Source organism: Fibrobacter sp. UWB11, from assembly GCF_900143015.1.
GTDB lineage: Bacteria > Fibrobacterota > Fibrobacteria > Fibrobacterales > Fibrobacteraceae > Fibrobacter.
In genome coordinates this window covers 1,933,339-1,957,286 of record NZ_FSRT01000001.1, presented here as the reverse complement: position 1 = coordinate 1,957,286, position 23,948 = coordinate 1,933,339, and the positions used below count along the sequence as shown (strand labels likewise).

The window sequence follows — 23,948 nt, the reverse complement described above, 5'->3', positions numbered from 1 at the left end:
TCTTTTGGGGCGTTTGTGGATTATTTTAGGTTGTTGCGAAAATATAACTTTTTATTGCTTTGGGCTTTTCATTTGACAATATACCTTGAGAGTTTCGCAAGAAAAAACTAAATTTGCCGCGTAAAAACAAAACTCTAAAGGGGTTAGACCGTGCAAGATTCATTAGTTACAAAAGCAGCTGACAACGTCCGTATCCTTTCTGCCGCCATGGTGCAGAAGGCCAAGTCCGGACATCCGGGTGGAGCCATGGGCGCCGCCGACGCTATTACGCTTTTGTTTGCTGAATTTTTGCGTTTCGATCCGGACGACGCTAACTGGATGGCTCGCGACCGCTTCTTCATGGATCCGGGTCACATGAGCCCGCTCCTCTACTCTGAACTCGTCCTCACGAACCGTCTTACGCTCGAAGACGTGAAGAACTTCCGCCAGCTTGGCAGCCGCACTCCGGGCCATCCGGAAGTCGATGTCGCCCTCGGCATTGAAAACTCCTCGGGCCCGCTCGGTATCGGTCACGGCATTGCTCTCGGTGGTGCTATCGCCGAACGCTTCATGGTCGAACGCTTTGGCTCTATCCTCGAACACAAGACGGTCTGCCTCGTTTCTGACGGCGGCCTCGAAGAAGAAATCGCATACGGCGTGGGCCGTATTGCTGGTCACCTCAAGCTTTCGAACCTCATTTTCTTCTACGACGCAAACCAGGTCCAGCTCAGTTGCAAGACCGAAGACGTGATGGACCACGACTTCGTGAAGCAGTACGAATCTTGGGGCTTCCGCGTCATCGAATGTGACGGTTCCAACATTGCAGAACTCCGCAAGGCTTTCAAGGCTGCTTGGGCCGAAACCGAAAAGCCGGTGCTCGTCTACGGTCACACCACGATGGCCAAGGGCGCAATCGCCGAAGACGGCAAGAGCTACGAAGGCGCAGTCTCTACGCACGGTCAGCCGCTCAATGCCGCAGGTGCTTCTACTTCTGCTACGATCAAGAATCTCGGTGGTAACCCGGACGATCCGTTCCAGGTCTTTGATGACGTGAAGGCTGGCTTTGAAGCCCGCGCTAACGAACTCCGCAAGGAAGTTGCCGAATGGAAGAAGGCCAAGGCTGCTTGGGACAAGGCTAACGCCGAAAAGTCTGCAACCCTCAACGAATGGCTCTCGGGCAAGGGTCTCAAGATCGACCTCTCCAAGCTCAATATCAAGGAAGGCGTTGCAACTCGCGTCACGAGCGGTACAGTTCTTGGCTACCTCGCCGAAAATTATCACAACATCATCTGCAGCTCTGCTGACCTTTCGAACTCCGACAATACTCAGGCATTCCTCGACAAGACGGGCATCTTCCGCGCTAACGACTTCAAGGGTGCATTTGTCCAGGTCGGTGTTGCCGAACTCACGATGGGCGCTATTGCAAACGGTATCGCTCTCCACGGCGGTCTCTATCCGATTTGCGCAACGTTCTTCGTGTTCAGTGACTTTATGAAGCCGGCTATCCGTATGGCTGCTCTCATGGGCCTTCCGGTCAAGTATGTGTTTACGCACGACAGCTTCCGCGTGGGCGAAGACGGCCCGACGCACCAGCCGATCGAACATGAAACGCAGATTCGCTTGCTCGAAAGTCTCACCAAGGCAAACGGCAAGGCCGAAATGCTCGTACTCCGTCCGGCAGACGCTTTTGAAACGCTCGCTGCTTGGGAAATGGCTTTCGAAAACAACGATAGCCCGACGGCTCTCATCCTCACTCGTCAGGTCGTAAATTCTCTTCCGGGTGACAACCGCTACGAAGCTGCCAAGGCTTGCCGCAAGGGCGCTTACATTGTTAGCGATAACACTGCCGCTGGCAAGAAGCCGGAACTTACTTTGGTTGCAAACGGCAGCGACGTTCTCCTCGAACACCAGGCTGCTGAACTCCTCCGCGCCGAAGGTAAGGCCGTTCGCGTGGTTTCCATGATCAGCCCAGCTCTCTTCCTCAAGCAGGACAAGGCTTACCGCGACAGCATCATCGCTCCGTGGACTCCGGTGTTTGCAAAGTCCAGCGGTCTTCCGCTCTTGTTCGCCCAGGTCGTGGGTGGCTTCGGTAAGGTCTCCGGTCTCGAACGCTTCGGTGCTTCTGCTCCGGCAGGCGTCCTCGAAAAGGAATTCGGTTACGTTCCAGAAGCTGTTGCCGCAGCTGCCAAGGAATACCTCGCTGAATACGCCAAGAACGTCGAAGACTTCAAGAAAGCTAACGCTTAAAAATCGGGGCCTCGCGGCCCCTTTTCTTTGTCATCCCCGCCTCTGAGCGGGGATCTCCTTTTTTGAGCAACTTCCATTAATTGCTATTGACCATTGACTAACAACTATTGGCTAAATATGTAATTTTATTGTGATTTTGTGCACTTTCCCCTTAAAAAGTGCTATATTCAATGCATGATTTGCCCTTTTTGCAAGAACGATAACGACAAAGTTGTCGATAGTCGCATGAGCGGAACCTCGATTCGTAGGCGCCGCGAATGTCTTGCGTGTGGTCGCCGATTTACGACCCGTGAATATATCGAACTTCAGCCGTTGACTGTTATCAAGCGCAGTGGTGAACGTGAACCGTTCCAGCGCGAAAAGCTTTTGCGCGGTATCATGAACTCTTGCAAAAAGCGTCCGGTGTCTGTTGACGATATCGAACAGCTTGCGACCCGTGTTGAAAATTCCTTGCAGATGTCCGAAGGCTTTGAAGTCGGTTACGACCAGATCGGTAACCTCGTTATGCAGGAACTCAAGAAACTCGATGCTGTAGCCTATGTTCGCTTCGCTTCCATTTATCGTGAATTCAAGGAAGTAGGCGAGTTTGTCGACCAGATTAAGACGCTGGATAAATAGGTAGGCTTTAGCTATTAGGTGCTAGGTTTTAGGATTATAATTGCGGCAGAGCCGCCTCTGATGATGCGCGAAGCGCGATTTTTCTTCTAAAACCTATAACCTACAACCTGTAACCTTGTTGTTTATGGCTTTTGATTTAAAAAACAAGTTAGCGATTGCGCTCGAAAAGCGAGCCCCGTTATTTGATGTTACAGATGCTTATCGCATTGTGAACGGCGCCGCCGACGGTTTCCCGGGACTTACGATTGACAAGTTTGGTGACCGTTACCAGATGCAGTTTTTTGGACCGGAGCTTTTGACGAGCAAGACCGAAATTGTCGAGGCTTTGGCGGCCCTTTTTAAGCCTGTCTGCGTCGTTGCGAAGGAACGCCTTTCTAGTGCAGGGAAATCGCTCGAAAACGCTCCTATGGACGTTGTTTTGGGCTCCCGCGAAGATGCTGTAGGTGTTGTGCGTGAAGGCCATGCCAAATTCCATGTAGATTTGCTTGATACGATTAATCCGGGGCTTTTTTTAGACATGCGTCATGTGCGCCTCGAGGTCGAAGAACGTTTCCGCGCTATGTCCGGCGCATCTTCGTCGAATCTTGAATTCGCAAACGCATCTTCGTCGCATCTCGCTGACTCGGCTAATCTCGAGAATCCCGCGCAACCCGGCCTCCGCTTTTTGAACTTGTTCAGCTATACATGCAGTTTCTCGGTTCATGCGCGCTTGGGCGGAGCCGCCATCGCTACAAACGCCGATATCAGCGGCAAAATTCTCGATAAGGGGCGTGAAAATTATGCCTTAAACGACCTCGATTTGCGTCCAGGAGAGTTCTTCCGCGGTAACGCCATCGAATACGTGCATTGGGCTCAAAAGAAAGGGCTCCGCTTTGATGGTATCGTACTTGATCCGCCGAGCTTTGCGCGTTTCAAGGGCTTTAACTTTAACGTGCGTGAACACTTGATGCCGCTTGTTGCCGATTGCGCGACGCTCCTGAATCTAAACGGATTTTTCATGGTGAGTTCCAATTACAGCGAATTCAATTTGTCCGTTTTTGCCCGCGATGTTCTCGCCGCAGTTTCTTCTGTGCACCCGAATGCAAAAACGTCTTGGAAAAAATCCCAAGACGTAGACTTTGTCGGTAGCGGTTCTACGAAAGATTCTTGCCTTGTTGCAACTCTCGTAGAAGTGTAGGAATTTGCGCAGTTTTCGACCGCGCTAATCTTCTCCGCCGACCATTTCGATTTTGAGTTCTTTGAGCTTTCGCCAAAGAGTGGCGCGGCTAATTCCGAGCTTTTTGCAGACTTCGGTCTTGTTGCCCTTGCAAATGCTGAGGGCGTGCAAAATGTGCCTGCGTTCCAATTCGTCAAGCGAAAGAATTTCTTCCTCAACGGGCTCGGGATTGTGCGTCAAGTACTTTGTTGGATTATGCGTTAAAAGCCCTGCGTTATCCGTCTTGCCCGAAATCGGTTCAAAATGAATCGGTTTTCCAATCGGATTCTCGGCAGACTTTTCGTTTTCCTCAACTTCTTCGATTATGTCGCGTACAGGCTCGCTTGCACTTTCCTTGTAGCCGCCATCATCCTTGATATGCGGGATTGCAACGGTCTTTTCGCGTGCTTCTACTTGCACATATTCTGGCAAGTCTTCGAGCTTGATGACACCACCTTCCGAAAGCACTATGGCATGTTCCATGATGTTTTCGAGTTCGCGAATATTGCCGGGGTAGGGGTACTTCGAAAGAGCGTAAAGAGCCGCCGGTTCAAGGTCGTGAATTTCCTTACCCTGCGCCTCCTTATTTTTTAGAATAAAGTAACGTATCAAGTTCGGAATGACCGGCTTTCTATCGCGAAGCGGCGGAAGTTGCAAGTGGAACGTATTCAAGCGGTAGTAAAGGTCTTCGCGGAACCGTCCTTCGTGCATGGATTTTTGCAAATCGCGGTTTGTAGCCGCGATAATGCGAATGTCCAAATAACGGGCTTCTGTTTCGCCCACGCGCCTGATTTCGTGACTTTGTAAGAAACGTAAAAGTTTGACCTGCGTTGCAAGCGACAGTTCGCCGACTTCATCGAGGAATAGCGTGCCGCCATTTGCAGATTCAAACAAACCTTTTTTATCTGCGGTAGAACCGGTATAAGAACCTTTCTTGCTGCCGAATAGTTCACTTTCGACGAGGTTCTCGGGAATGGCTCCGCAGTTCACGGGCACAAACGGTTCGTTCGCGCGTTTGCTGTAGCGGTGAACGACGTTTGCCAAAAACTCCTTGCCCGAACCGGACTCACCGGTTATGAGCAAGGTACTGTTGGTCGGAGCGACCTTGTATACTGTTTTTAAGATTTTGCGCATCTCGGGAGTGTCACCGAGAAGGCTATCCAACACTTGTGATTCCATCAGCTGCGTGTTGGATTTGTTTTGCTGTTGAGCTTGGATTTTGCTAGCTGTGTTTTCAAGAAGTGATAACGTGACCGGCTTCTTCAAAAAACTTGTAGCACCGCGTGTAATGGCACTTGCAGCACCTTGCCAATTGCGGTCGTCGCACAGTACGAAAATTTCGATACCAGGCTGACGTTCCTTCAAATAGCTGATTAAATCCATATTGTCGAGCATTAAAAAAGGAACCTCGATAAACGCAAGGTCTATCGACGTCTTTTTTATAAGCGGCATCAGAGTCTTTTCGTCGGAGCAGACCAGGAGGTTCGTTCCGGGAGTGGACCAGTTGCGCTGTAGCTCCTCGACAAATTTCCGATCAAAATCAGCGATCAGGATATTCATCATTTATGCTATTACGAATGAGCTTTGATTATCTCGTCAACTTTGTTGCGGAGCAGCTGGAGATCCAGCGGCTTGCTGAAAATTGCGGCAACATCGAAATGCTGTGCCGTTGCAAGGTAGTCTTCGGCAGAAGTACGTCCACCACCGCTAATAGCGATCGTACGGTCACTCATGCCCATGCGGCGAAGATCAAGAACTACTTCAAATCCGTCACCTTCCGGCATAATGATGTCGGTGATAATTACATCGTAGGTATTCTTCTGATAAAGCGACTTAGCCTTCTTACCGTTGCAAGCAGTATCGACAGTGTAACCTTTCAATTCCAGGGCAGACTTCAACATGAGGTTGAGCTGAGCGTCATCGTCAATGATGAGTATTGTAGACATTAAGCCTCCATTTTCTCGTTTCTTATAGACCAATATAGATTAAAAATAGTTCCTTCGCCCAAGGTTGTTTGTACTGTATAGCCTGCATTGCCTTCTTTTAGCAGTCTTAATGCCGAAGACAGGCCTAAACCGAGGCCTTCGCCCGGCGCCTTGGTCGTAAAGAACGGTGAAAAGATTCGTTCGAGGGTGGCTGTATCCATACCAGTGCCTGTGTCCTCGACGATTATTTTCGCATAAGTGCCCGCATCAATTTGTGGTGCGTATGGCGTAATGAGAGGCTCCGTGAGCACTTCACGCTTTAAAGCAATTGTGAGCGTTCCGCCATTTTCCTTCATGGCAAAGATGGCGTTGTTCGCAAGGTTGCTGATAATGCGGTCGAGTGCCGACACGTTTCCGACAATGCGGATGTTCTTGTCTATATCGTCTGCCTTTACCTTCACGTTCGGAGGGAGGGTAATCCAGAGTTTCTTCACCACATCTTCGATAATCATGTATGGTGCAAATTCTGTGAGTTTGTCCTTTTCGGATGTCTTTCCACGGATGGTGTTCAAAAGTTCTTCGAGCGATTCCTTACCGCGTGTAGCGGCCTTTCGCGCTTCTTGAATGAACATGTATGCCTGGTTGTCTTTGTCGAGAACTTCGAGTGCAAGATCGCAGAACCCGATTTGCGAGCCCAGGATGTTGTTATAGTCGTGAGCAAAGCCACCGCAGATGGTTCCCAATTCTTCGAGTCTCGAATGGATGTGCTTTTGTTCTTGCAACATGTCACGTTCTTTTTCGAGTCGCTTTTCATTGGTAATGTCAATTTTGATGCCGATGATTTTATACGGCTTGCGCGGCGCGATAATCGGGATAAACATGTTTTCGAAAATCATGATATCCTTGGCTTGCCCTTTGCGCACTTCCATATTGTATTCATCTTGCTTCAAAATTTCGACAGTATCTTCGTCTTCCAAATTTCCAGTAGGCTTTTTGATTCGCTCGTAAGAAATAAAACTCTGCGGTTCGCCTTCGTTTCGCGCAAGAAGTTCTTCCGGCAAGATTCTATTGTCGGGTTCTGATGTTTGCAATAAGTTTCCGCGACTCTTGATGTCGGTCTGGTTTTGCGTCATGAACACGCCTTGCTCGTTCTTGGACCAAAAACGGAAGGGTAGTGTACTGATAAGCGTATCCAGGAAGTATTTACTTTCATCGACTTTCTTTTTCCAAATGTTCAAACGTTCCTGATAGCGAATTTGGTCGAGCTGGTATTCCTTAAACTGCTCATCGCGGTTCTTGATAATTTGCTGATAATGCAACGTATTCGAAACATCGCTAAAAAAGGCTACGTTGTAGTTTGTTGTCAGTGATTGGCGAATCTCAAAAATGGAGACGTTAAAGATATGGTCTTCGTTATCAATCTTGACTCTTATTTTGTTGTAAGTCGATTCTCTTGAAGGGTCTGTAATTTGCGGGAAAATCGATGATACTTTTTTATTGTGCAACGCTTCTTGCGTCGTGTGCAAAATGTTTAATGCAGCCGGGTTTGCAAGTTGAATTTCGCCCTTGTAATTGTAGTATAAAAGTCCATCGACCATTTTTTCTCTTAGTTTGTCTAAAAACCAAGAAGCGCTTTTGTTTTTAAACGAAACCGATGTGAAGTATTGTCCCGAAAGAATCGCAAGGAATACCGAGATAAACTGCGACCATTTGAGGAACTGATCGTAATTGTTGAATTTCGTAGAAATGGGAATGACAAAATCAAAGAGAGCAGCAAGCGTTACGAAAAATACGAACGATGCAAGCATGTAGATACTGACTTGATGGGGAAGTGTCGTATCGCTAGATTGCACGATATTGCGAAGAAAAACGTATGCTGTGATGATAATGTTCGGGAGTACAAAAATGCAGAATAACAAAGAATAAAAACTGAATACAGGTCTTTCAGCAAAGGGCCTGTATCCAAAAAAGTTTAGGCTTGGAATAAACGAGTTGTTGTTAATGAATAGATAAGTCGAAATGATAACGGCGGCAGCTCCGATAATGTTCATGAGCTTCCAACCGTTCTTTCGTTTGATCTTGAGGCTTATTTCTGCAGTATGCTGTACCGCATTTCCTAATTGAATCCAGCCAAGAGCTGCGGCGCCAAAAACAAGTTGCCTTGCCGTGTAAGCTTTTGTTCCTGCGACAAAGTCTGCACCGCTAAAGAAAATATCGCCAATCAAGTTGCTCGCCTGCCAAAAGATGCTGATAATCACCAGTTGGTGAATGGATTGCGGAAGCTGCTTGACGGACGTTTTTTGTCCAAGCATGATGGGAAAATAGCATACGACGATTAACGCTATAACAGATAGTGCAATGACGTAGGGTGAGTTTGTAAATAGACTCTCTTGCATATTTTCCCAATCACTTGTTTTGTTTTACTTTGTTCTCTTTATGCCAAAAGTCTTTCTCTGCTCGAACGAAGATTTTGTCGAGAAGTTGCTGATGGTTTTGGCATTGCTCTTTACTTCGGGGTTGTTCATGTTCGGCGAGAATGTTGCATCAATCTCAGCCTTGTAAATGTATGCGCCTGTACCCACAGCCCTGTCTTCCTTGGTGCGGATACCCGACGGCCCCTTGTTTGCCCATTCGATAGCAAATTCAACCATGTTGTTGGCAGAAAGATATTGCTTCGGATCAACATTGAAGGAGTTGTGGAATCGGTTGACAAAGCTTCCGAGGTTCGAGTAAATAGGAATATTGAACCTGACGAGGAGATTGTCCCAAGCACATTCTTCACCATAAGAGGCTCCGCGCGGTACGGTGAGTTTCACGTCGAAGATGGCGCCGCTGATGTCGGCAGAGTCGATTCCTGCAAGCGTAATCTTGCCGTTCTGAATGAGGTCGAACTTGCTCGTTGTCGGATTCTTGATATAGAAGCGCATTGTTTCGGCTACATCAACCTTCGAGCGGTTGATGGAGTTTGCATCATTGACGATTTCGCGCAGCTTGACATCGTATTTGATGACCGGGGTTCCCTTACCGTTGACAAGGATCCAAGGTACTTCAAATTCAGGATAGTTGCCGTTTGCATCCTTGAAGGTACTTGTCATCATAGAACCCATTCTGACGTAGTCGCCTTCCATCACGGTGCCGGCAAGGTCACCTGTGTAGATGAGCGTGATACCTGCGTTATACTGCATAAAGTTCCAGTTCGTGAAACTGGTGCTGAACGCATTGGACTGCTTTTCTGCACGTTTATGTCTGTAGAATTGCTGTGTTTCGTCGGCAATGACAAGCGGTTCACTTGCGACAATGCTTAAGATGTCGGTGGTTGCCGTCTGGTTGATTGTTGCAGAAACAAAGACTGGACCAACCTTATCTTCGGCAAGAACCGTATTCGTTTCGGCGGCAGCACCTGTTCCGAGGTACTGTGTCACAAGACCTGCGTTCGTAAGGACCTTTCCTCCTGGGAGGGAGCCTTCGTAATTGCCTGCGGTATTACCGAACTGGAATGGCTTTTCAAGGTCAATGGAGAGATTTTCTCCGATGAATACGAACTTGCTCTTTTCAACCGTGAGTGTTTCGGGCTTTGCCATACCAAAGATGATTTCCAACTTTTCTGGCGTATGCTTTTCGTCGAGCGGCTTTTGGAATGTAACATCGACATGGCTTGCATAACCGTTCTGGAACTTGTCTGTGATAACGGCGTATGTCATCGGAATCGGCAAAATCTTCAGGAGGATTTGAACCTTTTCCGGTGTGCAGATGCCAGCAACTCCGTTGCCGTTCAAGTCGGTGATTGTTCCTGTTACATCGAGCTGACCCCACATGCCGGCAGTTACCATAGATCCGTTTCCGGCATCATAGGCGAGTTCGAAATCCCAAATGTTCTTGGCTTCGTTATAGAGCTTAGCTGAGACAACTGTTGGAATCGCAACCGGGGTGATTGCATCTGCGCTATAAAGGACGAGCGGGAATTTTGTACCCGGAGCAGAAATCGGTTCGCTGAATTGCAAGTAAAGGTGATCGGTTGTCGAAGTATCCTGACGTTCGAGGATTGTTGCAGATAGCAGTGCCGGCGAAATTCCATCGGAGTAGATGTCGTCGACGATCTTTGATGCACCCTGGATTGTACTTTCGAGCGTAATCTTTCCTGTTGCGTTTGTCATGATTTCTTGTGGGACAGAAATCTCAACAATGAGAGACTTGCCTGCTAAAGACTTCACCTTGTTTGATACGATGGTTTCGTTACCGTAGGTGAACGAAATAGAAGCGAAAGACTGATTTTCTGCGTATTCCGAGGACAGCGTGATATCCATGGCGTCAGGAATATGGTCGCAGTTCAAGTCCACAATCTTTGCGACATCGATAATCGGCCAAGGCGGAAGTTCTTCGATGGTGAGTTCGGCGGTAGCCGGTGTATAGGCGTAATCTGCCGTATTGCCGTGTGTAGCAGAAATCGTCGTTTTCACGGCTACATCGGAACTGACGTAAATTGTTGCGACGCCATCGTAGAGCGTAACTGTTGTTACCGGGATGGTTGCCGTCGGGTCGGTGTAGAAGCGAACATTTGGGTCTGCTGTAATGAGATCGATGTTCAAGCTCTTTTCTTCCGTGATAACGTCCAGATTGCTATCGAGGAGCGAAATCTGGACTTCGACGAACTTGTCCTTATAACCGGTAATGGTTGGCTTGTCGAATACGAGGTAACGCTTTTCGAGCGGCTTGGTGATACTGTCGATTTCGACGTTAGAGCGTACGATAGAGCATGCGCAATCGTACTTGTTATCGGCCTTCTGGTTTGCATTTCTGTTGTGCCAGGTGACCCATTCCATGTAGTTGTTGCCGTAGGCGAGAGTCGTATCGCCACCGAACACAATGGCGTCTGTACGGTTTGCCGTTGCGTATGCGAACGGATAGGGGTTGCTGTTCATTTCCACGGCATCGAGGAGACCGGTCGGCGCAACAGTACTTGTTGCAGCGTATGTCGTGAGCGGATCCACCTTTTCAACAGAGTGGATTGGGCTTATGAACGGACTTGTAAAGTTTGTTGTAATCGTGCGTTTGACTTGCGGTGCTGTTTCCGGTGTGTAGTCCGGTCCGTAACCGTAGATGTGCTTGTCGTGATAATAGACGGCTATGTAGGGGTCACGTGTAAAGGCGATGACCTTTGTGCCATTGGAGTTGGTTTCGAGGAAGGTCGTTTCAGACCCCTTGAAGTAGGGGGCTTGAGTCAAGTCAATGCCTTCAAAATGTTCAGGATCGGATTCATCCGTGTGAGCGCGCAGAGACCAGGAACCTTTGATGTCCTTGAAGGTTACTGTCGGTACGGCAGGGTTGTAATCCTTGAAGATGATTTGAATGAGCAACTGTCCTGAAACTTCCAGAACGGCTTTTACGTTAATCGGCAGATAGTATCCGCCAAAGCCATCAGGTTGTGCGGCTCCAAATGTAACATTGATTGCCTTGCCCATTTGACCGTCGCCACCGAAGTTCTGATGGGCGTTACCAAGAGCAGCAAGGTTTGAATCCTTGAGGTACATGCGAATTTCAAAATCTTCAAATTGAACGGTATCGTTGTTTGCAATGGACAAGATAAATGCGTGACAATCTTGCCAGTTGCTGCAGCTAGCATCGCTACTGTAAGAACTCGGTTTCAAGTAAATGTCAAAGTCTGCGTATGTGGCATGTTTTTCTGTGGTGAACGAATATTCATCGGATGTGGTTGTGCCCGAAGAAACGGTGAAGTAGTATGTTGTGCCTGCTTCGAGTCCTGTGAGTTCAGCTTCGTGGAAGAGCACTGCGCCACCATTTGCAGAAACGGACGAAGTGTATTGGCCCTTGGCCTTACCGAAGTTCACGATGCCGTTCAAGCGGTCGGTGCTCCACCAGTAAATCTTTGCGCTGCGGTGATCCACCTGGCAAATGGTGACGCCCTTGATTGTCGTGCTGATCGGGGTCATGGTAAATTGGTACCAGTAACCATGGTTATCATCCGTCGTGAGGTTCTTCTTGGTGTCCATGCCTTCGAGGAAGAAGTAGTAAGTCTGGCCAGGGACAAGGTCTTTAAGCGTTACAGAGCCGCCTTTGGAGGCTTTTTCTTGCTGGACCGATTTTGCGGTGCTTACATCCGGAGTGGTGTTATAGAACACGGTTACCGTTGCAACTTCGTTGGCGTCCCAGCTGACAACTGCGGTAGTTTCCGTAATAGGCGTTCCGATGATGTTACTGAATATCGGGCCTTCGTTGTCCGGCGGGAGTGTTTCTGCAAAGCTTTGTGCCGGCATCAGGAGCTGCACGGAGAAGTCGATACAGGTTTCTGTTGCCGTATAATCGCTCCAGTCTTCAAGCAAAGTCTTGTCGGGGGCGCGGCCACCCATGAGAGCGCCCTTCGGGCATTTGTACTTGTACGGCATACTACCGGCATTGTAGCCGTCCGGGTTTGCAGCGCGGTTGTGGGGGTGGTTCGAGTTCTTGTCGCCCGCACCCATCATGAACGAAATATCCCAGGGGTTTGCGCCCATGTTGTAATAAATGTTATCGAGAGCAAGGTTCTTGTAGGCTTCTTTTTCTGCACCGGACGTAATTTCCGAGAGCATAAAGATGGCGTTTGCGGCACCCATGTTGTAACGGTTGAAACCCCAGTTGCTAGAGGTCCACACAAGATTGTACGGTTTTGTTGCTGTCACGCTTCCGAATCGGTTTTCGTAAATGGTGACATCTCCTTCAGACCCGTCATCCGTAAGGCGACGGAGTGCGTTTGTAGCGCGCTGGATAAGCGTGTCGCGTTCCAGTTCGCCCACATTGTACATTTGCGCGGTTTCTTTGTCCTTAAGGATGAGCTTTACGAACGAGAATAACACATAAGAATGGACGTTTTCGAAGTCCGTCATCCATCCACCCGGATAGAAGCCGCTGACAAGACCGAGGTAACCTGCTCTGAAATACGGACCTGCGTCATTAGGTTCGTTGTTGTAGAAGTAGTTGGTCGCGTTGTCGTTGATAGCTGTGTTCTTGTAGAGGTCGTATTGGTAAATCGTATCCTTTGTGGCGTACCACAAGGCAAGAGCTGCTGCGGCGGCATCGTCAATCATGTTCGTTTCGCTAGAACCACCGGGGTAAAATCCTCCGAGTTCTTCTGTATTTTTATAATTATGGCTATTGTTGACGGTGGTCGGAGATACGGGCTTCATCACTTTAGCATAAATATCCTTTGCGGCTTCTACAAGTGAGTCGGCGTAAACGGGGTCGAATTCGCTCCAACCCATGGCGAAATAGGCAAGGGCTGCAATGTACATGCCGGATGCCGTTCCAATTCCTTTAGCAACATGGCGATGCGGACCACCCTTGCTTTGGGGCTGTGCATCTTGTTTTTCAGGAACGTCCCAGAACTGGTGGTCTTCACTACCGACGGCGATGGAGTGGTACATGTCGCCTTTATCTATGAGTTTGTCGGCCTTAGACGCTTTGTAGAGCTTGAAAATGTAGTCAGCACCAATCTTTGCTTCGTAGAGAATATCGGGAATGCCGTCCGGGAATGTGTCGGCGTAGGTTTTGCCGTAACGGTCTTCGGCTTTGTCCTTGTAGACAATGTATGTTGTTGCTAGCGCATAAGCGGTATAGCCGAGGGTTTCGGAAACCTTGAAATGGTCACCGCAGTCATGCCAACCGCCGGTGAGGTCATGCCCGATTTCGGAGCCGTCTTTCAAATGGCAGGCGCCATGGAACCAAGAATCGGTATCTCCGCAACGCTGTGCTCCGAAGAAGCGCAGCGCGTTTTCCATAATGGCGTTGTAAATCGACGGATGAACGTTGAACGTTGCTGATGTATCGTTTCCGATGACGATGAAATATTCACCCGTTGTCGAGAGCGGTGTAAAGTCGGCTTTGTAAAGGGTCTCTGTTCCCGAAGCGATGGAATCGTTTGATCCGAATATATAGACGCTTTCGAGGGAATTGAATGCTCCATTGACCCATATGTTTGGCTTTGGATAAACTCCAAGTTTTTCCAGGTTCCCGCCACCAGGGACTTCCTTGCCGGTTTTAGCGTCGATAACCTTGAACGTCGTTTCCTTGGTATCGGCAACATAGGCGTACTTGTTGTCCTGAGGTCTGAAACCGACTTGGTTGACGCGAATAGGGCGCCTGTTGTAGACGTTGATAGAGTCCAAGTATCGACGGTCGCAGTTTGTACACGTCCTATCGATATTCGGAAGCTCTGCGGCAGGTATTGCAGCGGCTTGGTCAATGCAGAACAGTGCTAGTAACGAAATAATGCTGAATAGTTTTTTCATACGTTTATCTTTTGTTCTAAAAATAAAGAGCCGCCAGGACTGTTAAATCCTGGGGCTGTTGTTTTGTTATTTCTTTCTCTTAAAGCCGAGGGTCTTTGTTTTGTTGCTGGTTACTCTACCGACTTTAGCTCCGATTTCAGAACACTTGGCCTTGTAATCGTTGTTGGCTTCATCGAATTTGGCTGCGCAGAACGGTTCTGCAGTGAAGTCAAACTTAGCGATGTAAGCGCCGGTTCCGATTTTGTGACCCTTCTTGGCGACTGGTGCTTCGTTGTCTTTAGCGGCCCATTCGACGTTGAGCTTGAGGGTTCCATTATCGGTAAAGCTTCTGATCGTTGCGAAGTTTTCTTTCGGAATATCAAGCGTGTAAGTGTTGATATACTGCCCAATGTTATCGTAGAGATCCGTGACAATCTTCAGGTGGAAATCGTACATCGCTAAGCCTTCGTGTGTTATGAAACTTGCGGAAGGCATCACGACTTCAATTTCGAAACTCGGACCCGAGCTAACGTAAGCGGCATCATCCACTTGACCAAGGAATGTCCCGTTGCTACTAATAAAGTTACGCTTGCCGTTGATTACTGCTGATGTTACAAATGCATCGTTCTGCGTTTGTTCCGGACGGCCGATGTTAGCACCGACCTTCGGTGTAGCAACAGGTTCCTTTAGCGTTACCGTAAAGCGAACATTGTCATCACCGGTGATGCGCACGTAGGGGTTATCTATTGTCGGCACGTTGTTGTTCTTGTCGATATAAGCCGAACCAAGTGTCTGCGGAACAAGGCGTACGCGGTCTCCGGCGTGGAATACGTTATCCTTTTCGTTATAGGTGAAGATGTAGGATCTGCCGGAACCCTGCGGAATTTCAGACGGAATGTATTCGTCACGTTCACGCTGGATATATTTGCCCGATGCGAGCATGTTGAGCGGTTCAGACATGTTGACGTTGAGTATTCCGTTATTGATCATTCTTGCAGAAGAAATAACCGGAGCGCACTTGTCGTACAATGTGAAGTTTGTTTCGAAGAATCCGTTTGCAACGCCCTTCATCGGCGAAATTGTTCCATTTCCGTCCTTGTCACCGCTTGTAGAGCCGTATGGATAAGCGTGTGTTGCTGGAATGGTAATATCGATAATGCTATAGGTGTTGACAGAATCCTTTACTGTGACGGAATCGACTTGGACTTGGAACGGTGCCGAAACAGAGTCGCGGATGGTCCAGTAAGCTTCCTTCGGAACGATTACGCCGGTAGATGTATCTGCTGTAGTAACGAAGCTGCGGGTGATGCCCGGGTTGCCCCAAATCGTCACGATACTGTCGAATACATCCTTGTTTTTGAGCTTTCTTTCGAATATGATGTGGACCAAGTCCGGAACGCCATCGCCTTCCTTGTCAACCATTTCTGCATAGTAAATCGGGACTGGGCGAGAAATGAGCGTTACAGGCACACTCGGGTTGCAACCCAGCGGATTAATTTGGTTGAAGTTCTGGTCGGTAATTGTGAATCCGCCTGCGGTTCTTGCGCTAGCCAAAGCTCCGACCGGAACGAGTGTATTGTTGACATTGCCGCTGATAACCAGCTGCCAGGTCTTGCCGTTGTTTGTCGTGGAAGCAGCTCCGACAACTGTCGGAACTCCAACCGTACCAGCGATAACGAGCGGCCATTCGTTTACAGACGAGAGGATGACGGGTTCGGAGAATGCAATCATGACGGTGTCGAGATCGCTGTTGTCTGCTTTTTCGAGGATAGATACGCTTACGAGAGTGGGGAGGATGCCATCAGAAATCTTGATGAATTCTGCGTTTGCGGTTCCCTTGTCGGTAATGTAAGTCGTAATCTTGCCTGTCGGATTAGCATTGGTCTGGATAAGACTTGTGTCGATTGCGATGAGAATTTCGTTCATTTCAGCATAGTTGGCTGCAACAAGCGGGAGCTTGACTGTATCTGCCATACCTTCGATAAAGTAGCGGATACTGTCGAGTGTGTAGCCTTCAGTAAGCTTGTTCGTGAACTTGATTCTCAGCTGGTCTGCCTTGTTGTCGCAATTGCTGTCTTCGGCGAGAGCGACTTGCGGCGACGGGATCTTGGATTCGGCAAAGAAGGAATACTTAGAGATATCTTCTTCGTCGTTCGGGTCTATATAGGTGACCACGATTGTATCGCCTGCGAAGAAGGATATTTCAGAAGTCTGGTTCCTTGTTTCCTTGCTGTGGCTGATTGCGGTAATCGGAGCGCTGACATAGTGTCCCGGTGTTGCCGGGTCAGCCGTCAAGGTCACCTTGAGAATGTCGTTCTTCTTGTTGTTCAGGACTTGAACTTCGAGAGTCTGGGGGTTGGTCTTCTTCTTGTCTTCGTCCTTCAAATCGATAATGAATGTAGTTCCTTCAGGTGCAGCAGGGCTTATGACCGGAGTGCCTGTTGTTGCATCTTTGAGAACCAAGATAGAAGCTGTTGCATCGCCCTTAGAGAATTCCACATAGAATGTTCTGTTCTCGAATGCGCAACCGCCATTTTCAGTGCAAGCATCACATGTTGGATCTGGGCCTGCAAAGATAGTCACGTCGACCTTATTGCTGCCGATCGTCATCTTCACAGGAATATCGAGAACCCATTCGTCAGTCGGAATATCGTACTTTGCGACGACATCTGTTCCGGCTTCGTTCAGAATCCATCTATCGGTTCCTTCTGCAAAGACTTCGCCGGTGACTTTAACACCATTTGCCCAAATCTTTGTCACATAGCCGCCTTCGGTAATTTTGACTCGACCCTTGACGTGGACGATGCTGCTCGGCTGGTCCATATTGATATGGGAACCGTTGGAAAGGTTGAACGGAGCGTCTAACTTGAGGTCCATTCTGTAGTTAGCCCTCTTGGTTTCCATTTCCTTCTTGGACGGGCTGTTACCCCAGATGAACTGGTCTTTACGATAAACGGCAATATAAGGATCTATAGGAACATTGACGTCAATATCGCCGTAATCTTTGGCATATACAGGCATGCCTTCGTAATCGGCGCCATCTTCCAAGTAACTATGCGGGCGCCAAGACCAGTCGCCAGAGTTCTTGCTAAAGCGTTTCTTGCCGGGTTGACGTAATGTTTCGCAAGTCTTGTAACCATCGTTCGAAATACCGTAAGAGAAGCCGAAGTCTACGCGGAGGCGGGACTGGGACTTGATAACGGTAGAACCGAGCGGGGCCGGGAAGTAGTAAGAATATTTACCGGTAGCCGGGTCATAAGTGTCGTCGAGGCGGACTGGCAACGCGGCTCTCATCAAGTCCCTGAGTTCGCGGTCGTTTTCGCACGGAACGCTAAAACCACCTTCATCGTATGCAAAGCAGATATCGGAGTCGATCAAGGTTGCGCATCTGTCAACTTCTTCTGGCAATGCAGTGAAGTAAAGGCGGAGCGTCAAGCTGTCGAATGGTCTTGCTTCGTTGTTGTAAATGTTCAGGTTCAAGAAGTCCATGTCGGAGAAAATGTATTGGTAGCCACGAACACTAAAGTCGTACCAGGTTACAGGAGTCTTGAATTTAAGAAGTTCGCCCTTGTCGTTGAGGTTTACAATGATTCCGTTACTTTCGACCATGAAGTAGTAGGTCGTGCTTTCTTTAAGTCCGCCAATTTTCACATAGTGGAATTGTGTCGGAATGCCAGCGACGTCTGCGTTACCGGCTCCGGTGTTGTATGCAAATTCTGCAGCCGTAGAGTGCGGTATGGTATCCCAGTAAACTTTGGATTCGTATTCGCCGTTGGGGGTGTACCACATGATTTCGGCACTGTCGGCAGTGACGTTACAAACCGTGACATTCACGATGTTTGCGTCTTCGAGATTGGGGAGCGTCATGAAGCTATATGGAGTCTGGGTGCTATCGACGCGGAACTTGGTCTTTGTATTTTCAGGCTTGTATGCGTTAGCTCCTGTGACATAGAAATAGTAGGTAGTACCTGGTTGCAAGTCACGGAGAACGATATTATGCTGAACGCCTGCGGTTCCGTCTGTTGCCGTCAGATTGTACTGGCCTTCGGTTGTGCCGTAAGAAATTGTAGCTGTTCCGCGTTGGGTCAGTTTGACGGTCACGATGGCTGAATCCAAGCTCACATGGCGGATTTCAACGTCAATGTCTGGAGCAGCGGTCTTGTCGATTTTTTGTGATGCAAGACTAACCGTACTGACAAGCGTTGCTGCTGCATCAATACAGACTTCGGACATTTGATAATTTTCCCAAGAAAGGGTTCCTCCGCCGGCATTTCCTCCAGAGCCATTCATGTGCTGGTTCGGAGGTACTGCGCCATAAAGGGCTCCGATAGGAACTTTATAGACGTAGTTTGCTCCGGGAACGTTTTTACCTTCGGGGTTGGCTGCACGATGGTGTGGGTGGGCATCGTTCTTATCGCCAACGCCCATGATAAAGGAAATATCCCATGGGTTCACGCCTAGCAAGTAGTTCAATTGGTTGATTCCGAATTGTTTTGCTTCGGCAGCTTTCCAGTTTGGGGTGCCCATAGCAGGGAGTGCTATGCCTTTCTTTTCGATATCTGCTGCGATTTCGGCGTAGGCAAGAACTTCAAAAATGTCGCCCGCGCGGTAACGGTTGTAAATCCAGGTCTGGTCCGTGTGCATCGTGTACCAAATCTTGTCGTAAGTAACAGAGCTGTTTTTCCAAATGTTAGGGACGTTCGGGAATTGGAATGTCTCTGTAACACCTTCGTCATAGCGCATATCGCCAAGGTTTACAATCATGTTGGCAATGCAGTCTTCGACGGCGTTTAGCCATTCAGTTTCTGTAAGGCCGTATTCAGTCGTTGCTTTAGTCTTGTCTGCAAGAATTAACTTATAGAGGGCGTAAAGAGCATAGGCATAGGAGTTTGCCCAGCTTGTGTTCTTTGTATTCTTGAGGAATCCCTGGTTTTCCGTGACAAACCAACCACCTTCGAAGAATACTGGACCTCCATTCTGGGAAATAACTTGCTCTTTGAACATGTTCTTGTTTCGAATCATGTCGTCGGCATATTCTTTTTTGCCGGTAGCGTAGAGAAGGCCTACGGATGCAAGTGCCATGTCATCTACAAATTCGTTATTTCCGTTATATGCCGGAGACGAAATAGCGAATTGTTTGTTGTGAACAATTTGTTTTCCGCCATCATAGGTGTTTTTGCCTTGTGCCAAAGCCTTGGCGAAATCGTACATCTTTTCGGCAACCATGATGCAGCTATCTGCAAAAACCTTGTATTCGGGGAAATAGTCCTTATACATCTTGCCGACAAAAGCGAGTGCTGCTGCTGTTTCGCCACCAACGTTAGCACCGATTTCTGCGAGACGGACCGGCCTTGAAGCTGGACCACCGCGGTCCCTTGCAATTGTAGACGTATCTACAGGCAAAAAGTCTTGGTTTTCAGGGAGGCCCCACCAGCCATGGTCTGTTCCGTAGTTACCGATAGAGAGGGCCATGTCGTCAACAACGCCTTTTGCTCGTTTGAAAGAACGGAGTACAAAGTCGGCTCCGTGTTTAGCTTCGCGGAGCATGTCCGGGATAGCATCTGTGGTGGAGGTGATACTTTGGTTAAATGCGTAATGGTCTTCGTCAACATCTGGATTGGCAGCGGCCATCAAAGCCATAACCATGAAGGCATACATCTGGGTTTGTGATTCCTTCAAGTGGTCGCCGCAGTCGTAGTAACCGCCTTCGAGAGTTCCTGCCATGGATGCATCGTAATATCCTCGACCAGCATCTAATGGACCATCTATAACTAGACCACCGCCATCTTTCGTATGGCTCTTTAGGCGATTGCGGAACCATGATTCGGAAAAACCGCTGCGGTTGATGCCGTAGAACTTGAGCGCTGCATCTTTTACCATGGAGTAAACTTTTTCAGAGACGATGAATGTACTCGAAATATTGTTGCCAACCTTGATACGGAGACGGGTTTCGGTAGGCACGTTCTGAGGAATGTTACCGAACATGAGTTTTCCGGAAGGGCCGGATGTGGTAACTTTATAACGCTTTTGGTCTGCTGTTGCTGCGTTTGTACCGGCAACAATTGTCCAATCAGATGATGTGGTGCTGCCTGTAGGCTTGAGTGTTCCTGTGAATGCTGGTACAAATGATTTTCCGTCGATATCGACAACTTCAAAGGTGGTCTCGTTACCGACGTAATAGAACTGACGCTCGGGGTCGCTTTCCAAATAACCCGCTTGGTTAACACGAATCGGGGAAATCTTGACGTTCATGGCGTCCAAGTACGCTTGTTCAAGCGTATCAGGAATCATCGCGTTCGGCGCATATTCTTTAGGAGTTAGTTTTTTCGGCAGAACGTTGTGCTTTCTCGTAACAGTGGTGTCGAAATCCTTAAATACCGTACTATCCCATGTTAATGGGAACACTGGTCGAAGCAATTCATAAGGAGTTGGATCTTCAGCCATTACGGTCGTGGCTGCGCACAATGCTAACAGAAACTTCTTAATACTCACTTTGTCTCCTTTGTATAACCAAAAAAGCGGGCAAAACAAGTCTTGCCCTCTAGCTATAATCTCTCAAAAGATAAAATAGATTATTTATGAAAAAAAGTTTTGGGATAAATGTTTTTTTGTTCTCAAATTATACTCCATTTTTGCGTTTTTTTCTTGGGGTGTAGTATATAGACTTTTTAGGTCCTGTTTTTTCAAAATTTCCGTGTTTTGAAAAGTTTACAAAAGTTAAATTGTTCAAAAAAAAAGACCGTCCTTTCGGGCGGTCTATAAACTTTAACAAAGCGTTTTTAGAATCGCTTATTAGTCCCCAGTGAAGATGATAACGAGGACAGAAGCGATGAATGCTGCGGAAACAGCGATGAATTCCCACGGATTGTCCATGACTGCAGACTTTGCGGTGCCGCTGGTTTCGTTTTCGACTTTCTTCTGTTCTTCTTCAGCCTTTGCCTGAGCTTCTGCTTCGGCGGCCTTCTTTTCTTCTTCGGCCTTGGCGAGAGCGGCGGAGTCAACAGGAGCTTCGGCAGCCTTGGCTTCGAGAACTTCAGTTGCTTCAGCGGCCTGAGCCTTAGCGGTGTCTACGACAGCTTGTGCCTGAGCCTTAGCGGAGTCTGCGGTTGCTGCGGCCTGGGCTTGCGTTGCTGCTGCGGCGTCAGTTGCCTGAGCCTTTGCGGAATCAACTACTGCGGTTGCCTGAGCTTGTGCTGCAGCGGCCTGTGCTTGTGCAGCGTCAGCGGTTGCAGTTGCCTGAGCCTGAGCTGCATTTGCGGTGTTCTCAGCAGCTTGGGTTGCAGTAGCTGTTGCTTCAGTAGCCTGAGCCTGTGCTGCAGTAGTAGCTGCTGCAGCCTGCGTCTGAGCAGCGGCGGTGGCTTCTGCTGCCTTTGCTTCTGCGGCGGCCGGTGCTTCGGCTGCTTTTTCTACCTTGGCGGCAACAGCCTTCTTTGCTGTGGCGGCCTTACTAACCGTTTTTGCTGCCGGAGCTGCAAAAACCATAGCTGCCGAAATCATCGTGGCGAGCAGAATCTTTTTCATTATTCAATCCTCTTATAAAAATGAGTTTTTTGTTTCGTTATCAAAAATAATACATCTTATGTGATTTTGGTCATAAAAAAAGTAAAAAAGTTCAAAAAATATGTGAAAAAGGGGGATGAATGGTCGAAATCGGGGGATAAGATGAGTTACTAGTCCCAAGTTTTGAGTTACGAGAATATCTTAAAATAGGGTTCTCTATTAACTAGTAACAATGCCGAAGGCTCTTAGTAACTAAGTTCTGCAGTCTATTGCAAAAGTACTTGTAACATTCAGTGGAAAGAATTATTTTTACAGCCGAAAGTAACGAAATATGGTTTTTAGTAGTTGGTCATTGGTTATTAGATATAATTGCGCCTTTGGCGCCTAAATAAAACTAATGACTATTGACCAATGACTGTGGACCTGTCCTTTAACTATCAACTGCGCCTCTGGCGCCCAAACTACTATGGCATTCAAATACGAAGCTACCGTCCAGCACGGTGAAGATACTACCGAATACGTAAATCTCGGTAAAGATGGCGTTTCCGTCGCCGAATTCGAAGGCAAGAAGATTCTCAAGGTTTCTAAGGAAGCTTTGACCAAGATCGCCCAGGCTGCTTTCGAAGAAGTTGAATTCTGCCTCCGTCCGGCTCACACGGCCAAGGTCGCCAAGATTCTCCAGGACCCGGAAGCTTCGGATAACGACAAGTTTGTCGCCCTCACCATGCTCAAGAACGCCTGCGTTGCCGCCAAGGGCATCCTCCCGTTCTGCCAGGACACCGGTACGGCTATCTGCGTTGCCCACAAGGGCCAGCAGGTCTGGACGGGCTTTGATGACGCCGAAGCGATTTCTGAAGGTGTCTACAACGCTTACACCACCAAGAACCTTCGCTACAGCCAGATTGCTCCCTTGACGATGTACGAAGAAAAGAACACCGGTTGCAACCTCCCGGCCCAGATCGACATCCACGCCGAAGAAGGTGCCGAAATGAAGTTCCTCTTCGTCGCCAAGGGCGGTGGTTCTGCCAACAAGACTTATTACTGGCCCATGACCAAGGCACTCCTCAACCCGAAGTCCTTGGAAAAGTTCCTCGCCGAAAAGGTGAAGACCCTCGGTACTGCAGCTTGCCCTCCGTACCACCTCGCTATCGTGATTGGCGGTACCTCTGCCGAAATGAACACGCACATGGTGAAGCTCGCTAGCTGCGGCTACCTCGACGATATTCCGACTTCCGGTTCCGAAGGTGGTCGTATTTTCCGTGACCTCGAAATGGAAGAAAAGGTTCTGCACATCTGCCAGAAGACGGGCATTGGCGCCCAGTTCGGCGGCAAGTACCTTGTGCACGATGTTCGCGTGATTCGCGCTCCGCGTCACGCTGCAAGCTGCCCGGTTTCTATCGGCGTGAGCTGCTCTGCTGACCGTAACATCAAGGCCAAGATTGACGAAAACGGCCTCTGGCTCGAAAAGATGGAACACCATCCGGAAAACTACATCCCGGCTGGCAATGCCGTGAACCTCGCTCCGGCAGTTGAAATCGACCTCGACCGTCCGATGAAGGAAGTTCTCGCCGACCTCACCAAGTATCCGGTGAAGACGCGTCTCTCCCTCAAGGGTACGATGATTGTGGCCCGCGACATGGCCCACGCCAAGATTGCCGAAATCTTCGACAAGCAGGAACGCGGTGAAGAACTCACGGACGAAGAAAAGACCGTGCTCAAGGTTGTTTCTGACCACCCGATTTACTACGCCGGTCCGGCCAAGACCCCGGCAGGCATGCCGACGGGTAGCTTCGGCCCGACGACGGCTAACCGTATGGACCCGTACGTGATGCGCTTCCAGAGCAAGGGTGCTTCGATGATCATGGTCGCTAAGGGCAACCGCAGCCAGGACGTGACCGACGCTTGCAAGAAGTACGGTGGATTCTTCCTCGGCTCTATCGGCGGTCCGGCAGCCATCCTCGCCGAACAGAACATTCTGTCCAACGATATCGTGGCCTTCCCGGAACTCGGCATGGAAGCCATCCGCAAGATCACCATCAAGGATTTCCCCGCATTCATCCTCGTGGATGACAAGGGCAACAACTTCTTCGAAGGCTTGATCTAACACATTTGTCATCCTGAGCGAAGCCCGTAGGGCAGAGTCGAAGGATCTAAACAGAAACGCCCCGCAAGTTTGAGCTTGCGGGGCGCTTTTGTATATATAAGAAGTTTATTTAATGACTTGTA

At 48.7% G+C, this 23,948-nt stretch carries 10 protein-coding genes; 4 read left to right on the top strand and 6 right to left on the bottom strand.

The window, feature by feature from the left end; genetic code table 11:
- Positions 1–150: 150 nt before the first annotated feature.
- From BUQ91_RS08090 to BUQ91_RS08080, 3 genes are all read left to right on the top strand, one after another.
- Positions 151–2,226: a transketolase family protein gene (locus BUQ91_RS08090; protein WP_074208806.1), complete on the top strand. Its 2,076-nt coding sequence runs from the start codon at positions 151–153 to the stop codon at positions 2,224–2,226.
- Between the two features lie 174 nt (positions 2,227–2,400).
- Positions 2,401–2,844 carry a transcriptional regulator NrdR gene (gene nrdR / locus BUQ91_RS08085; protein ID WP_072826894.1) on the top strand — a complete coding sequence of 148 codons (444 nt, stop codon included), beginning with the start codon at positions 2,401–2,403 and terminating at the stop codon, positions 2,842–2,844.
- Between the two features lie 124 nt (positions 2,845–2,968).
- Positions 2,969–4,021 carry a class I SAM-dependent rRNA methyltransferase gene (locus BUQ91_RS08080; protein WP_074208805.1) on the top strand — a complete coding sequence of 351 codons (1,053 nt, stop codon included), beginning with the start codon at positions 2,969–2,971 and terminating at the stop codon, positions 4,019–4,021.
- Between the two features lie 24 nt (positions 4,022–4,045).
- Here the strand turns inward: BUQ91_RS08080 and BUQ91_RS08075 are convergent, their stop codons facing one another.
- From BUQ91_RS08075 to BUQ91_RS08050, 6 genes are all read right to left on the bottom strand, one after another.
- Entirely contained in the window at positions 4,046–5,602 is a 1,557-nt protein-coding gene (locus BUQ91_RS08075; RefSeq protein WP_074208804.1) for a sigma-54 dependent transcriptional regulator, read from the bottom strand.
- A gap of 8 nt (positions 5,603–5,610) precedes the next feature.
- On the bottom strand, positions 5,611–5,985 hold the full coding sequence (locus BUQ91_RS08070) for a response regulator (protein WP_072826897.1): 375 nt from the start codon (positions 5,983–5,985) through the stop codon (positions 5,611–5,613).
- A complete protein-coding gene (locus BUQ91_RS08065; RefSeq protein ID WP_072826898.1) occupies positions 5,985–8,276 on the bottom strand; it encodes an ATP-binding protein in 2,292 nt (763 codons plus the stop codon). Before BUQ91_RS08065 ends, BUQ91_RS08070 begins: the two co-directional genes overlap by 1 nt.
- A 108-nt stretch (positions 8,277–8,384) precedes the next feature.
- On the bottom strand, positions 8,385–14,243 hold the full coding sequence (locus tag BUQ91_RS08060) for a glycoside hydrolase family 9 protein (protein WP_074208803.1): 5,859 nt from the start codon (positions 14,241–14,243) through the stop codon (positions 8,385–8,387).
- Positions 14,244–14,309: 66 nt separating this feature from the next.
- Entirely contained in the window at positions 14,310–20,714 is a 6,405-nt protein-coding gene (locus BUQ91_RS08055) for a glycoside hydrolase family 9 protein (RefSeq protein WP_074208962.1), read from the bottom strand.
- A 300-nt stretch (positions 20,715–21,014) separates the two neighbouring features.
- Complete coding sequence (locus tag BUQ91_RS08050) at positions 21,015–21,743, bottom strand: hypothetical protein (protein WP_074208802.1); 729 nt, start codon at positions 21,741–21,743, stop codon at positions 21,015–21,017.
- 445 nt (positions 21,744–22,188) lie between these two features.
- Between BUQ91_RS08050 and BUQ91_RS08045 the strand changes: the two genes are divergently transcribed.
- On the top strand, positions 22,189–23,826 hold the full coding sequence (locus tag BUQ91_RS08045) for a fumarate hydratase (protein ID WP_073318735.1): 1,638 nt from the start codon (positions 22,189–22,191) through the stop codon (positions 23,824–23,826).
- Positions 23,827–23,948: the final 122 nt, after the last annotated feature.

Bases quoted from the DNA above. Each gene is read 5' to 3' on its own strand.
- BUQ91_RS08065 (WP_072826898.1), bottom strand. From the start codon at position 8,276: ATGCTTGGACAAAAAACGTCCGTCAAGCAGCTTCCGCAATCCATTCAC.
- BUQ91_RS08050 (WP_074208802.1), bottom strand. From the start codon at position 21,743: ATGAAAAAGATTCTGCTCGCCACGATGATTTCGGCAGCTATGGTTTTT.
- BUQ91_RS08080 (WP_074208805.1), top strand. From the start codon at position 2,969: ATGGCTTTTGATTTAAAAAACAAGTTAGCGATTGCGCTCGAAAAGCGA.
- BUQ91_RS08075 (WP_074208804.1), bottom strand. From the start codon at position 5,602: ATGATGAATATCCTGATCGCTGATTTTGATCGGAAATTTGTCGAGGAG.
- nrdR (WP_072826894.1), top strand. From the start codon at position 2,401: ATGATTTGCCCTTTTTGCAAGAACGATAACGACAAAGTTGTCGATAGT.
- BUQ91_RS08045 (WP_073318735.1), top strand. From the start codon at position 22,189: ATGGCATTCAAATACGAAGCTACCGTCCAGCACGGTGAAGATACTACC.
- BUQ91_RS08070 (WP_072826897.1), bottom strand. From the start codon at position 5,985: ATGTCTACAATACTCATCATTGACGATGACGCTCAGCTCAACCTCATG.
- BUQ91_RS08060 (WP_074208803.1), bottom strand. From the start codon at position 14,243: ATGAAAAAACTATTCAGCATTATTTCGTTACTAGCACTGTTCTGCATT.